The sequence below is a fragment of the Arthrobacter sp. PL16 genome (assembly GCF_035985055.1).
GTDB classification, from domain to species: Bacteria; Actinomycetota; Actinomycetes; order Actinomycetales; family Micrococcaceae; genus Arthrobacter_D; species Arthrobacter_D cheniae.
Genome location: NZ_JAXCIC010000001.1, coordinates 401,825 through 416,112, shown reverse-complemented (window position 1 = coordinate 416,112; position 14,288 = coordinate 401,825). Strand labels below are relative to the sequence as shown.

General features: G+C 68.7%; 12 protein-coding genes. 5 read left to right on the top strand and 7 right to left on the bottom strand.

All coding sequences use genetic code 11. The features are described from left to right. Positions 1 to 78: 78 nt before the first annotated feature. Positions 79 to 897, bottom strand: a complete 819-nt coding sequence (locus RCH21_RS01875) for an NUDIX hydrolase (protein ID WP_326962969.1) — start codon at positions 895 to 897, stop codon at positions 79 to 81. Between the two features lie 246 nt (positions 898 to 1,143). Here RCH21_RS01875 and RCH21_RS01870 point away from each other — a divergent pair, with 246 nt between their 5' ends. Beyond that, the gene (locus tag RCH21_RS01870; protein ID WP_326962968.1) at positions 1,144 to 1,941 is read left to right on the top strand and encodes an alpha/beta fold hydrolase; all 798 of its coding nucleotides are present in this window, start codon (positions 1,144 to 1,146) and stop codon (positions 1,939 to 1,941) included. A 143-nt stretch (positions 1,942 to 2,084) separates the two neighbouring features. Further along, a complete protein-coding gene (locus RCH21_RS01865) occupies positions 2,085 to 3,071 on the top strand; it encodes a serine/threonine-protein kinase (RefSeq protein ID WP_326962967.1) in 987 nt (328 codons plus the stop codon). Positions 3,072 to 3,112: 41 nt separating this feature from the next. Here RCH21_RS01865 and RCH21_RS01860 read toward each other — a convergent pair whose 3' ends face one another. The 5 genes from RCH21_RS01860 to RCH21_RS01840 form a co-directional block, all read right to left on the bottom strand. Then, positions 3,113 to 3,271, bottom strand: a complete 159-nt coding sequence (locus RCH21_RS01860; RefSeq protein ID WP_182976874.1) for a hypothetical protein — start codon at positions 3,269 to 3,271, stop codon at positions 3,113 to 3,115. An 88-nt stretch (positions 3,272 to 3,359) separates the two neighbouring features. Next, the gene (locus RCH21_RS01855; protein WP_326962966.1) at positions 3,360 to 4,706 is read right to left on the bottom strand and encodes an MFS transporter; all 1,347 of its coding nucleotides are present in this window, start codon (positions 4,704 to 4,706) and stop codon (positions 3,360 to 3,362) included. 71 nt (positions 4,707 to 4,777) lie between these two features. Beyond that, on the bottom strand, positions 4,778 to 7,879 hold the full coding sequence (locus tag RCH21_RS01850) for an SMC family ATPase (RefSeq protein WP_326962965.1): 3,102 nt from the start codon (positions 7,877 to 7,879) through the stop codon (positions 4,778 to 4,780). Positions 7,880 to 7,888: 9 nt separating this feature from the next. Beyond that, positions 7,889 to 9,052: an exonuclease SbcCD subunit D gene (locus RCH21_RS01845; protein ID WP_326962964.1), complete on the bottom strand. Its 1,164-nt coding sequence runs from the start codon at positions 9,050 to 9,052 to the stop codon at positions 7,889 to 7,891. 66 nt (positions 9,053 to 9,118) lie between these two features. Then, positions 9,119 to 10,159, bottom strand: a complete 1,041-nt coding sequence (locus tag RCH21_RS01840; protein ID WP_326962963.1) for an aquaporin — start codon at positions 10,157 to 10,159, stop codon at positions 9,119 to 9,121. A gap of 150 nt (positions 10,160 to 10,309) precedes the next feature. On the opposite strand from RCH21_RS01840, the gene RCH21_RS01835 reads away from it, so the two are divergent. Together RCH21_RS01835 and RCH21_RS01830 are read left to right on the top strand one after the other, a co-directional pair. Then, complete coding sequence (locus RCH21_RS01835; protein ID WP_326962962.1) at positions 10,310 to 11,458, top strand: ADP-ribosylglycohydrolase family protein; 1,149 nt, start codon at positions 10,310 to 10,312, stop codon at positions 11,456 to 11,458. Positions 11,459 to 11,547: 89 nt separating this feature from the next. Further along, the gene (locus RCH21_RS01830; protein WP_326962961.1) at positions 11,548 to 12,462 is read left to right on the top strand and encodes an SDR family NAD(P)-dependent oxidoreductase; all 915 of its coding nucleotides are present in this window, start codon (positions 11,548 to 11,550) and stop codon (positions 12,460 to 12,462) included. Between the two features lie 34 nt (positions 12,463 to 12,496). Here the strand turns inward: RCH21_RS01830 and RCH21_RS01825 are convergent, their stop codons facing one another. Next, positions 12,497 to 13,489: an exonuclease domain-containing protein gene (locus tag RCH21_RS01825; RefSeq protein ID WP_326962960.1), complete on the bottom strand. Its 993-nt coding sequence runs from the start codon at positions 13,487 to 13,489 to the stop codon at positions 12,497 to 12,499. Between the two features lie 93 nt (positions 13,490 to 13,582). Between RCH21_RS01825 and RCH21_RS01820 the strand changes: the two genes are divergently transcribed. After that, entirely contained in the window at positions 13,583 to 14,275 is a 693-nt protein-coding gene (locus tag RCH21_RS01820; protein WP_326962959.1) for an HAD family hydrolase, read from the top strand. Positions 14,276 to 14,288: the final 13 nt, after the last annotated feature.

Genomic DNA, 14,288 nt, shown 5'->3' with positions numbered 1-14,288 from the left:
GGAGCAGGAGTGCCTGGCTGGACAAGCTCCGACCATGCGGGTGGCCGCGGATAGGCCGACGTGGCGCGCGGGCCGGGCCTAGGACGGCCCTCCGGCAGCCTCTGCGACGACCTCGGCCGGCTTGGCCCCAGGAACACCGACCGGCTTCCGGGCTCCAGTACCTGGCGCCGTGCCCGTTCTGCGGCCGGCACCGGTGCCATCGTCCACGCCCGGAGGGTCCGCCCGTGCTCCCGTGTACCGGTAGAGGCGCGGCGGCCTGTTCCGTCCTCCCTGCAGCACCTCGTCGGTCGGCGCGATGTCCTTGGCGGAACGGAATTGACGTCGGAAGTTCGCCGGATCGAGCTGCTTGCCGAGCACGGCCTCATAGACACCCCTCAGCTGCGCGAGCGTGAAACGCTCCCCCAGGAAGTGGTAGGCGACCGAGCCGTACTCGATCTTGCCCCTCAGTCTTCCGAGTGCGTAGGCGACGATCTCGTCGTGGTCGAAGGCCAGCCCCGCGACTTCGGACGCGCGGAACCACTGGATGTTCTCGGAGGCCCGTGCCAGGTCTGCCTGCTCCGGACGGACGAGCGCCCAGTAGACGATCGACACGAGCCGTTGCGTGGCCGATCGATCCAGCCCTCCGAAGGCGTACAGCTGCTCGAGGTAGGTGGGATCGAGGTCGGTGGTCTCCCGGAGGTTCCGCGCTGCGGCGTCCTGCAGGGACTCGCGGCCGTCCAGCGGGCCTCCGGGAAGGGCCCATCTGCCCAGGTGCGGCTGGCGGATCCGGCGAACGAGAGGCAACCAGATCTCCGGGCGCCCGGTAGCCGTGTCGTCACGCAGCGCGAAGATGACGGTGGAGATCGCAAGGGACGGAGCCTGCACCTGGCGCTCCGACACATTGGCGGAACTGTCCATGGAGCCCTCCGGCCGGTCGACGACGCGTGTCTTGTTAAGGTCAGATTGACTATAACTCATATCGAGGCGACAGCGTGAGCGAGGGCCGACGGCACTGGGCCCGCCCTGCCGCCACGCGTCATAACCGCGCTTCGGGTTGCCCCGAGGAGGAGGAGTGTCTAAAGTCACATGCGTCGGCCCTTCGAGGCCGCGCGGCGGGGATGTGTTCAAGGATGCACATGTCCCTGCCGCCCTTACCATGGGTCCATGGACCACCACGCTGTACACGACGTCGAAGGTGTCGACCCACACCTGTCCATCACCCGCAGCGATGCTCGCGATCCACGTCCGCTTCCCCCGGTCCTGCTGCTGCACGGCTTCGGATCCTCGTCGCAGCGGAACTGGGTCGACACCGGCTGGGTACGCGTCCTGAATGAAGCCGGGCGCTCGGCCGTCATGGTCGACCTGCCCGCGCACGGGGACAGTGCTGCTCCCGCGGATGCCGGCGCCTATGCGCCGAGCAGGATCCGCGCGGACATTCTGCAGGCGCTCTTCGACGAACGCATCACCCCCCTGAGGGACGGCGAGCCCACCTCCGGCGTCGACGTCGTCGGATACTCGCTCGGGTCGCGACTGGCCTGGGAGTTCGGCGCCACGCAGCCGGAAACGGTCCGGCGGATGGTTCTCGGCGGGCCCGGAACGGCTGATCCGCTCGCCACCTTCGATCTCGCCGGCGCGGAGCGCTTCCTTGCCGGGGGGCCGGCGTCCCAGGACCCTACGACGGTCGACCTCCTACGCATGGCTCAGGCTGTCCCTGACAACGACCTCCCATCGCTCCTGGCGCTGGTATCGGCCATCACCACGGAGCCCTTCGATCCGCAGGCAGCCGTCCCGAAGATGCCGCTTCTCCTGGTCGCGGGCGATCAGGACGACTATGCAGGAGGCATCGACGACCTCCAGGACTGGGCCCCGAATGCCCGCATCACCCGTCTTCCGGGCAGGAACCACACCAACGCCATCACCTCCCGGCTGTTCAAGGAAGCGGCGGTCGAATTCCTGGCCTGACACCCGGTGATGACGGCTCGGCGAGGTGCGCGCCGCTCCGGGAAATCAGCACTGGAGCGGCGCTATACTGAGAACTGATCAGCCGCCTTACTCTGAGGCTCGGCGATGATCCATCATCACAACCTGTCACGGGAGGACACCCCATGGATGTGCTCCTTGCTGACCGCTACCAGACCACCGACCTCCTCGGAGTGGGTGGGGCTGCTTCCGTCTACCGTGCCGTCGACCACAACCTCGGTCGCGATGTCGCGGTCAAGATCTTCAATCCGACGACGCCCGACGACGACGACTACCGGCGCCAGCACACGGAGACGATGCTGTTGTCGACGCTGAATCATCCCGGCCTCGTGACGCTGCATGACGCAGGTATCCACCAGGACCGGGATGGCCGCACCACCGGCTTCCTCGTCATGGAGCTCGTCGACGGCGAGGACCTCCGGCACCTGCTCAAGCGCGGGGCCCTTTCCGCTGTCGACGTCGCGCAGGTGGGTGCCGACCTCGCCGATGCCCTGGCCTACATCCACTCCGAGGGCGTTGTGCACCGCGATGTGAAGCCAGCCAACATACTGATGTTCCACAGCAGGGACAACAGCACCCGCCTGTATCCGAAGCTCACCGATTTCGGCATCGCACGCATGATCGACGCAACCATGGCGACCGCTGCCGGTGCAACCATCGGGACCGCGAACTACCTCAGTCCTGAGCAGGCCAGGGGTGATGCGTTGGATGAGCGGAGCGACATCTACTCCCTCGGGCTCGTGCTCCTGGAGTGCCTCACAGGTGAGAAGGCCTTTTCAGGCCCTGCCGTCGAGGCTGCGCTGGCCCGCCTGCTGCGCGATCCGGAGGTGCCCGAGTCCCTGGGCGCGGACTGGAGCGATGTGTTGCATCGAATGACCTCGAGGGATCCGACGGCGCGGCCCTACGCCCACGACGTCGCCCTGCAGCTCCGCAGCTATGCGGACGAGCACTTCGATCCGCCCCTCACGCCTGCTGATCAACCTCGGGCCGCGGGCACGCCCTCGTACTCCCGGGACGTGGACATGCTGACGCTCGAAGCCATCCCAGGCGGCGTGATCACGGGCAATATCCACATCCCAGAACCACCGGGCAGGGCTCCCCGCATCACCTGACGGCCGCGGGTGGTCCATCCGCTGTTGCGGACGGGGCGCCCCTAGGCGCCGTCGTCGTCCTCTTCCGGTTCGAAATTGCTCGGCTCGTCCATCGTCCCGGCTGCGACCCCGTCGGCGCCCGCGGGGATGGTTCCTTCGGGTCCCACGCCCTGCGAGTCCGCCTGATCGTCGTCGTTGCGGTTGGTTCCTTCGGTGCTCATGTGTCCTCCTGCTGATCGGCCGTGCTCCGATACTAGGCGCGGCGGTAACCGATGAACAATCGGTTGATGACCCCACATCGACTCGTGGTCAGGCTGTGCTGACGCGACGGAGAGCGATGGCGGACAACGCGCCGATCAGCAGCAGGATTCCGGCTGCCACGCCCGGCACCATCGCGGCTCCTGCAGCTCCGCCCGCTTGGGCGAGGGTACCGGCGAGCGCTGACCCGACCGCCGTGCCTGCCACGATGCCGCTCGCGAGGAACGTCATGACGGTGCCGAGGCGATGAGCCGGCGCCACTGCGGAGCCGATGGAGAAGATGGTGACCATGGCGGGTCCGACGAAGAGTCCCAGGATCAGCAGGACCACCACCATGACGGCGATCGACACGGGCAGGGCGAGCGCGGCCGCGGCACCGGTCATCGCCGCTGCCGACACCATCCAGCGGCTCGTGTGACGGAAGCGCGGCGACCAGTAGGCCACCGACAGTGCGGCGATGGCGGAACTCGACCCCATGACGGCATACAGCAGACCGGAAGATTCGGCAGCGCCGAACTCGCCGGTGAACGCGGTGAGGAAGGTCTGCGTGGAACCGAAGAAGCTGCCCATGGCGACCATGCCTGCAACGGGGAACAGCACGAGGGCCGGACCGAGACGCGGAACCGACGCGCCCGTTCCATCCTGCCCGAGGGCTCCACCATCGGCGTCCACCTCGGACTCCACGAGCGGACGCGCATCGCTGAAGGCAACAGTGGGGTGCACGGCGAAGGCGCAGACGAAAGTGATGGTGAGTGCGGCGGCGAGGGCCAGCGGGAGCCATGGTGCGATCAGGCTCGCAAGCAGCCCGACGAGTGCCGGGCCGAGGACGAACGTCAGCTCATCGGCGGTGCCTTCGTAGGACAGTGCTGTATCCAGGGCAGATCGGGGACTCCTGCGGGTCATGGCCATCCACCGCACGCGGGCGAGCGGGCCGACCTGCGGGCAGGTGAATCCCATGGCGAGCGACGATGCGAGGACGAGGGCGAGGGCCCTACCGGTGAAGCCGGCGCTGGTCGATGTCACGACCAGCAGGGCCGCGATGGCCAGGGTATTGAGCACCGCCGACACGAGCAGGACGATCCGCTGGCCACGCTTGTCGGCGAGAAATCCGAGCAGGGGTGCTCCGAGGGCGGACCCGAGACCGACGGCACCCGCTGCGAAGCCTCCAGCCGCATAGGAACCGCTGGCGGTGGTGACGAGCGTGAGAGCTCCGACCGCGAGCATCGCCAAGGGAAGCCGGGCGAAGAGGCCGAGAACGAGGAAAGAGGTTCCTGCCAGCTGCGGGAGGACACCGAACTTGCCCAGCCGGGATCGTCGAGGTGCTTCGGCGGTCGATTCAGGAGATGTGTCCGGGGATGGGACAGGACTCGGCGAGGCCGGTGTGGGGTTCTTGTACATGTGCTTTCCGGGTGCGCGAAACGCGCATCGTCCCCCCTCCCGATGCGCCCGACCCGGTAACGCATGAAATTTTACACGCTCACAGGCCGCTCCACATAGTGCAGGCTCGAACCCTGCCTGCCTTTCACGACCTGCAGTTGCGCACTGATGCGCTGCTTGAGTTCAGGCACGTGGCTGACGAGTCCGACGACCCGCCCCCCACTCCTCAAGCCCTCGAGAGCGTCCATCACCTGCTCGAGCGCCTGATCGTCCAGCGAGCCGAACCCTTCGTCCACGAACAGCGTCTCGATGTCGAGTCCACCCGCCTCTTGCTGCACCACGTCAGCCAGCCCGAGCGCGAGCGCCAGGGACGCCATGAAGGACTCTCCACCGGAGAGCGTCGATGTGTCCCGTCGATTGCCCGTCCACCCGTCGATCACGTCCAGGCCGAGGCCCGACCGCTTGTTCCCCGCCGTGGCATCGCTGTGGACGAGCTGGTACCGCCCGTCGGACATCTGGAGTAGCCGCTCGGTCGCGGCGGCCGCGACCTGCTCGAGGCGGGACGCGAGCACGTACGTCGCGAGGGACATCTTGTACAGGTTCTCACCGCCTCCGCGCGTGGTGTCGGCTATGGCCGAGGTGAGGTGCGCCCGCTCCCTCAGCGGTGCGATGGTGCGTTCACGGTCGGACAGCTCTCGGGCGTAGGTCTCGAGCTGCACCACGGAGTGCCCCAGTACCTCGGCGCTGATGCCTGCCCGGTGGGCGCGGGTCCGAAGATCTGCCGCTGCTGCTGCCGCATCGCGTTCGTCGTCGTCGGATGGCGGCGTCAGGCCGTTCTCCTCCTCCCGCAGGCACTCCCTGATGTCCTCGGAGTCCCACTCCGCGTCAAGGCGGTGACCCTGGATCTCGTGGTCCCTGACGGATTGCACGTGCCGGGCGTGACGGTCCTCCGGCAACAATGCTGCTCGTACATCAGCCGCCGAGGTGAACGGCGTGCTGCCCAGCGCCTGCTCGAGCCGCTGTCGGCTCTCCTGCAGCGCAGTCGTCGCCCTGTCCAGGGTATCGAGCGCACTCCGGGCGCGCTCGATCCTCTCGGCGGCGCGCTGCACCTCGTCCACGCGGTCCGCCAGGGACGCAGCCCCTGCCTGCAGTCCCGCCAGTCTTCGGGCCAGCATGGCGTCCTGGTCGGTCAGCGATGCCCGGCGCTTCTCCACCTCGCTCCGCTCGTGGCGCAGGACGTCCCGCAGTGCCCGCATCCGCTCCTCCTCCTCGGTCGCGCGCAGGATCCGCTCTTCGACGGAAACACACTCCGCCTGCGCCGCCTCCGTCCGGTCCACCCTGAGACGGGCGGCGCGGGTCGAGGAGGCAACGTCCTCGGGAACTCTGGCGCCTCCACGAGCCGCGAGATCAGCCAGTTCGAGCCGGATGCGGTCCCTTGCCTCCCGGGCGGCCTGCAGGGCGGTTTCGGCATCGGCCTGTTGCCGGCGCGCGGACTGCTCCTCCGCGAGGGTGACGCGGTCACCGCCGGGCGATGTCACGGGAGCCGGATGCTCCTCGCTACCGCAGACCGGGCAGGGCTGTCCCTCCTCGAGTCGTTCCGCAAGCTCCTCCGCGGCCTGCTCGAGCCGGAGTTGCAGCTTGTGCAGCCATTCCTCCTTCAAGGCGAGAAAGCGCTCCGACGCGAGGACGTACTCCGCTTCAGCCACGCCCCGACGCTCCTCGGCAATGCCATGCTGCCGGACGATATCCTCCGCAGCGACTGCCGCGGCGAGTTCGGCGCGGACATGCGTAAGGCCATCGGCGGCCAGCCGCAGGGGTACCAGGCTGTCGGAGTCCTCCGCGCGCCGGCGCTGCAGCGCACTGATCCCTCTGTCCGCCTCGTCGATCCGTCCGTCGAGGCGGCCGACCTCCGTCGTCAAGCCATCGAGTTCACGTCGCACGTCGATCAGCCGCTGTTCCTCCGGCAGCGCAGCACGCAGGACTGCCAACGCTGACGAGGACGCTTCGCAGGCCGCCGTGAGGGCTTCCCTCGGTCGCTCGGAGGAGTCAGTGCCAGGACCGAGCAGACGGAAGTCCAGATACTCTCCGGCGACACGGTCTGCCTCAACACGGCGCCGGGCATCTTCCTCACCCGTCTGTGCACGTTCCAGCTCCGAGGTCGCCTCGTCGCTCAACCGGAGAAGGGCAGCAAGCCCCTGCGCCTGATCATGACGGCGCGTCTGCTCCACCAGGCGCGCGATGCCCTCCGTTCGGCTCTCATGCTCCCGGCGTCGCCGCCGGAGCTGCGCAAGGGCTTCGAAGCGGAGCCGACGTCGGCTGATGCTTGCCAGCGAGCCATCGGCGAGCGCACTCTTCTCAGCAAGCTCCGTGTTCTCCGCGGCCGCCACCTCCCATCGGTCGCGCAGCGCCTCCGTAAGCGCATGCATCTCTCCATCCCGCTCCTCCGGGGACATGGTTCCGATGACTTTGTCTGCCGCACCGAGTGCATCGTCAGGGGGAGTTGCCATTGTCATGCCCAGACCGTGCCGCTCGGCTTCATCAGCCGCCCGGAGGAAGAGATGCCGCTGCTTGCCCTCCTCCTCGGCCAGCTCCCGGGACGACCGCTGGCTCTCCTCGGCGAACAACCGTTCGAGGTCCTCGAAGCGGACCGTCGAGAAAAGACGCTGCAGCAGTTCACGCCGTGGCTTTGCGTCGGCCCGCAGGAACGCCGCGAACTCACCCTGGGGGAGCATCACCACCTTGGTGAACTGCTCCTTGTCCATGCCGAGCAGGGATTGCAGTTCCAGCCCCGCCTCGTCACTCCGTGCAGACTTCTGCACCCACTCGGAGCCGATCCGCTCGCTGAGCAGGGTGCGCGCCTGCTCCGTCGTGGTGCCACTCCCCCGGCGCGCCGGCCGCTCCCAGGCCGGTGACCGCACGACCCGGAAGCGACGATCGGCGACGGAGAACTCCAGGGAGACCTCAGGGGCCACCGACTCCGCCGCGTGATCGCTCCGGAGTCGCTTGGCTCCCTGTCGTGCGCCCGGAACTGAACCGTAGAGCGCGAAGCACACAGCGTCCAGCACGCTGGATTTGCCGGCCCCGGTCGGGCCGTTCAGCAGGAACAGTCCCTGACTCGACAGGGCGTCGAAGTCGACGACCTGGCGGTCGGCGAACGGGCCGAACGCCTGGATCTCGAGGTTGTGGATTCTCACAATGCCGTCCTATCGCTCGTGCGCGAGGCTCAGCGCGCAATCGACGGTCGACCTGATGAGCGCCTCTTCCTCCGCCGACGCGGCGCGGCCGCGTACGTGATGCAGGAAACCACTGCAGATGTCGGCGTCGTCCCGTGCCTCAGCCATGCGCTGGCTGTAGGTCCGTGCGTCCTCCCGCTCTCCGCCCTCGGGCGCGAAGGCGAGGACGAGGGTATCGGGGAATCTCGTCCGGAGGCGTTCCATGGCTCGTGCCGGCCGCTCCCTGTCCGTCAGTGTGATGTGGCAGTAGGCGGTCTGGGCCGATCGGAGGTCCTCGCGGACCAGGAGTTCCTCGAGCGGGCCCTGCAGAACGGCGAGGTCACGTGGCGCCGGCCATTCGACGGCGCGAACTGCACCGATGCCGTTCTCCGTCGCCTCGATGAGCCAGGCACCCTTGGTCTGGTTCACCTCCGAGAAGGAGTAGGCAAGGGGCGATCCCGAGTAGCGCACGCTGTCGGAGAGTTTCTGCCTCCCGTGGAGGTGCCCGAGCGCTGCGTAGTCGAAGCCGTCGAAGAGGGAGAGGGGGACGGAGCCGAGGCCGCCGATGGCGAGGTCGCGCTCACTGTCGGAACCCGCACCACCTGCAGCAAAGGTATGCGCCATGACGATCGACACCACGCGGCGCTCGGAAGCCCGCTGGGCGATGTCCGCGCGGACCCGGTCGAGTGCCGCCGTCGTGACGGCCGTGTGCGTGCTTGCCTGCGCCTGGAGGATCTCGGCGACGACGCGCGGCTCCAGGTACGGGACGCCGTAGATGGCGAGCTCTGCACCTGCTCCGAGTGGATGCACGACCGGCGTCCCGATGTCCTCGGTGCGCGTACGCAGGTGCACTCCGCCTCGCGCCAGGATCCGTCCGCCGAATCCCAGCCGCGTCGCGGAATCGTGGTTCCCGCTACTGACGACGACGTGCGCTCCGGCCACGGTCAGCCGATCGAGGGCGTCATCGAGAAGGGCGACGACGTCGACGCCGGGCAGCGCCCGGTCGTACACGTCCCCGGCAATGAGGACGATGTCGACCCCCTCCTCGCGGACCGTCTTCTCGAGGTTGTCGATGAAGATCCGCTGGGAGTCGAGCATCCCGGTGCCGTGGAACGATCGGCCCAGGTGCCAGTCCGACGTGTGGAGGATCTTCATGATTTTCACGCTACCGCCGCTCGCCGACATTCCGCGAACCAGCGCGCGGCGGGCCGCGAAAGGACGCTAGCGCCCCGTCCCGGGTGCATCCGGATCGTCCATTCGTGATGCCTCGCGCGCATCGGTGTCCCGTGTCTCGAAGAAGGTTGCCGCGTCACGTCCGCGGCGCTCGTCGCCCTGCACGACGCGGTCGCCTGCCGCGGTTCCGCCAGGGGTGTCCTGCGCCGCGGGCGAACCGTGCCTCGAGGGCTCGGTCGTCATCCACTCGGAGCTCCCCTCACCGGCCGCAGGATCTGCCGGGGCGGAGACGGGGGCATCAACCGTGCCACGGCCGGCTCGGGCGGGTTCCCAGCTGTCGACGGTTCGGAAGACCAGCCCTGCGATGACGCCTCCGATGATCGGCGCGGCCCAGAACAGCCACAGCTGCTGAAGCGCCCAGGAGTCCGCGAAGATGGCCGACGCGGTGGCCCGGATGGGATTAAGGGCGCCGTTCGTGACGGGCAGGAGGAACGAGAGCAGGCCCGCGAAGGCCAGGCCGACGGCGAACGGTGCCAGGTCGCGCCGAGCACGGCGCGAACCGGCGCCGAGGAAGACGGCCACCAGGATGGCGGTGGCGGTGACCTCCAGGAGGAAAGCACTCGTCAGGGGGAACTGGGCCGGCGAGTGCTCACCGAAGCCGTTGGAAGCCGAGCTGAAGAAGGTACGGATCCCGGTGAGCTGCGAGTTCGCGCTGAGGACCAGCCAGATCAATCCGGACGCCGCCACCGCCCCCAGGACCTGCGCCACGATGTAGGGGACCACGGAGGCCCAGCCGGTCCGCCCGGCGATCGCCGAGCCGAGGGTGACAGCCGGGTTGAAGTGGCCCCCGGAGATGTAACCGAAGGCGATCATCGCTGCCACGACGGCGAACCCGAACACGAGCGTCGGCTGGAGGGACGTCTCCGTCGCGAGCATGGTGGCTCCGAGGCCCACGAGGATGATGAAGAACGAGCCCACTGCCTCGGCGATGGAGCGTGCCACGAGGCCGGACGCCTGTGGCCCGTCGTCCCCGCTCGTCATCGGGGCGGAGTCCGGCGTCGAGCCGGTCGCGGTCGTAGGGTGCGTCATGGGGTCGTAGTCCTTCTATCGAGCCTGCGGGAGACCGCCCGGTGGTATACCGGGCCGCCGACGAGCCTTCCATCCTAGTCTGGACGCTCGCTGGGATCGGGCTGGTCCTCGCGGCGCAGGAATGAACCCGCACCTCTTTAGACTGGGGACGTGACCAGAGACAGCGCCGCCGCCAGCACTCCCGCCGACGTCCCGGAAAAGGTCGACGAATCATCGACGGACCCGTCCACCTATGCGGACCGGGTGCTGGGATGCCTTTTGGGCACCATGGCCGGGGACGCGTACGGCGTCCTCCACGCCGTGGGCGACGATCCCTCCGCCGCGCTCGGCGATCCTGCGGCACTCGCCGTCTCCGACGCGACCCAGCTGACCCTGTACACCGTCGACGGCCTCGTCGACGCACTCGAGTGGGCGAACGACGGCGTCGCCGCCGACGAGACCGCCTGCCTCTGGCTCGCCTATCTCCGCTGGCTCGTGCGGCAGGGCGAGCACCTCCCGGCGAACGCACCGGCACCGCCCGGACGATGGCTGGACCGCCAGGACGACCTGCTGCCCGTGCACGACCCCGATGCCGACACGGTTCGCGCTCTCCTCACGGGTGCGATGGGCACGCGGTCACGCCCCCTCAACCCGCAGGCGGAGGGCGCCGGTGCCCTGATGCGATCGGCTCCCTTCGGTCTGGTCCCCAGGATTCCGGCGAGCATGGTGGAACGGCTGACGGTCGACGCTGCCGCGCTCACGCACGGATCCCCTGCCGCCCGGGGCACGGCAGCCCTGTTCAGCGGCCTCGTCCGTTCGCTCGCCATCGATGAACTGACCCTGGACGAGGCAGTTCGCGTCATGCGCGGCGAGGAAGACCGCCTGGCGCACACGTCCGGACACGACGACGGCACCAGCGGTGTGACGACGGGAGCGACAGCGCCGACAGCGTCAGGCGGACCGGCCGCGAGGGTCGCGCCGGGAGCGATGGCGGGAACGACCGCGGACGCGACGACGACGGGCAGCAGGGCTGACGCCACGACGGCGGCAGGGACGTTCGAGGCCGCACTGCAGGCCGTGCTCGAGGGTGCTTCCGAGTCGTCCTCTCCGCAGGACCATCTCGCAGCTGCACTCGCCCACGCCTCGTCCGCCGGACGCCCTGATGCCTCCTCCACGGTCGCGGCGTCCGTGGCGGGTGCGATCGTCGGCGCGCTGCACGGCACCCGGGCCCTTCCGGCCTCGTATCGGAACGCCGAGGGAATGCCCGCCGTCGTCCGGGGCATGGCCCGCACCCTCGTGAGAGCCACGACGGGCTCGTGACGCTCCGCCGATGGATCCAGGCCCCGGGACCGTCGCCGTGTGCCGAGGAAGCTCCTCGGTCGACCGGAGCACCTGCCTAGGCTGACATCATGTGGAATCCCACCGACCTCCCCCAGCTCTCCAATCACCGCGTCCTCGTCACCGGGGGCAATGCCGGTCTCGGCTACTTCGCCTGCGAGCAGCTCGCGGGAGCCGGTGCGAGCGTGGTCATGGCGTCGCGCAGTGACGAGAAAGCCCGTCGCGCCATCAGCGCCATACGCGGACGACATCCTCACGCCGATGTGTCCTTCCAATCCCTCGACCTCGCGGACCTCGCCTCGGTGCGTGCAGCCGCGGACGCGCTCGCCGACGCACCGCCCCTGACTGGCCTGCTCGCCAACGCGGGGGTGGTGGGGTCCTCACAGCACCGGACGACGGCGGACGGTTTCGAACTGCAGTTCGGCACCAACCACCTCGGCCATTACGCCCTCGTGGCGCTCCTCCTGCCCACACTGTCCGCTGCCGGTACGAGGATCGTGCACCTCGGCAGCATCAGCCACCGATGGGCGCGTCTGACGCCGACGTCCCTGCAGCCCTCGACCTACCGCAACGCGCGCGCCTACGCCACGTCCAAGCTCGCCGTGATGGCGTTCGGCTTCGAACTGGCCCGGCGTCTCGACCTGACCGGCAGCGCTGCCACGAGCGTCGTGGCCCATCCCGGCCTGGCCCTGCGTATGTTCACGCCGGAAAGGCCCGGAGTGGCCACGTTCGAGAACGCGGCGACGTGGCGGCAGCGGATTCTGCGGCCGGTTGCGCAGGGAAAGGACCACGGCGCATGGCCGCTGGTGCGCGCGACCGTGGATCCGACCATCCCCAACGGTGCCTACTGCGGACCGGACGGCTGGTTCCAGCTCACGGGATCCCCCGCCGTCGTCCCGGCGAAGCCGCACGCCCGGGAGAGCAACGCAGCATCGAGACTCATTGACCTGTCAGCCGGCCTGACCGGAATCGACCTCAGCTTCTGACCGCACCTGGGAACCCTGGCACCCGCATCTGCGCCTACTGGCTCCCCGCGGGCCAGCGGCCGCCGGTCATCTGTAGGAACTCCGCCTCGGAGAGCACCTCGATGGCCTGTCCGCGCTCATGCAGCTCCAGGACGCGTCGGGCCTTGCCGGTGACGCGTCCGTTCCTGAGGTCCGAGGCGACGAAGCCGTCGCCGACCACCAGCACCGTCGTGCGGCGCGTGACGGAACTGGCAGGCTGCGCTCCGAGGCGCGCCGCCCGCTCCTTCGCCTGCGGCCGCGAGATGCCGAGGCTGCCCGTGAACACGACAGTCTGTCCGTAGAGCGGGTGTCGCGGGTCCGCCTGGGCATTGGCGTGGGGGTTCTCGCCCTCTTCGGGCCAGCCCGACCAGCCCGACGGCGATGCACTGCGCTCGAGTGCCGTGCGGGTGGCTTTCGACAGTTCATCGATGCCCGGTGCGTAGGGCTCGGCACGCGACAGCGGCAGGTTGTGGGAGCCGAGCACGTCCTCCACAGTGGAGGCCTCGTACCGGCGGGCGATATCGATCATGATGCCGGCGCAGGCTCTGGCGTCCTCCACGGCATCGTGGTGGTTGACCAGGGGCACGCCCGCTGCTTCGGCCACGAACGGGAGCGAATAGGACGGGAGGAAGTAGCTCCTGCGGGACAGCACCACGGTACACGCGTACTCCCAGGCCGGGCCGGCGAGCGCGGAGACCTCGAGGGCCGAGCGGATCACACCGAGATCGAATGCCGCGTTGTGCGCCACCAGTACGTCGGAGCCGATGAACCCGCCGATCTCGGGGAACAGCTCCCCGAATCTCGGGGCGCCGGCCACCATCGAGGAGGTGATGCCGTGGATGGCGATGTTGCGGGGGTCGAAATGGTCATGCCCCTCGGGCGGGCGCATCAGCCATGATGCTTCTTCCACGACCCTGCCGTCGCGCACCTTCGTCAGGCCGACGGCGCACGGGGAGCCACGGAAGCCATTCGCCGTCTCGAAGTCGATGGCCGTAAACGCAATTCCCACGCATTCAACTGTACTGCCGCCCACCCACACCCGTTCACCGAACGTTCATCGCGCCCCGGCGCGTTCCCGCAGCAAGTGGTTCTACCCTGAATCATGGCCCGCATTGACTCCTCCCGCCGGTGGTACCTCTTCGACTACGGGAACGTGATCTCCACCCCTCCCACGCCGCAGGACTGGGACGCGCTCGCGGAGGCGATCGGCATCCCAGGACTCCAGGAACCGACGTCCACCTATTGGCTCCACAGGTACGCCTATGACGCCGGCTCGCTGTCCTCGGACGAATACTGGTCGCTGGTGAGCGGCGCGCGGGTCAACCCCGTGAGGGCCGCCTGGCTCGACATCCTCGACGGAAATCAGTGGTCGCACCCGAACCTCGAGGTACTCGACGTCCTGGAGGACCTCGATGCCCGGGGCGAGCGCCTGGCGTTGCTGTCGAACATGCCGGCCGCCATGGTCTCCCACCTCGGAGACGCTCCCTGGACGAAGCTTTTCCAGCACCTGTTCTTCAGCTCGTCCCTGAGACTGGTCAAACCGTCGGCGGCGATCTTCGAGCACGTGCTGACAGAGCTCGCCGTCGACCCCGGACTGGTGACGTTCGTCGACGACTCGCCGGCGAACATCGCTGCTGCCCACTCCCTGGGGATCGACGCGCGACTGTTCGACCCGTCGTCGGACCTGTCGAGGACACTCGTAGCGCCCGGCAGGGCGCAAGGCACCGCGCGAGGCTTCGAGGCCGTGGCCCTGCCCGGCGCGGAACCGGCGGTCAGCGCGCTGATCCAGGAGTAGGGACAGCCAGGGC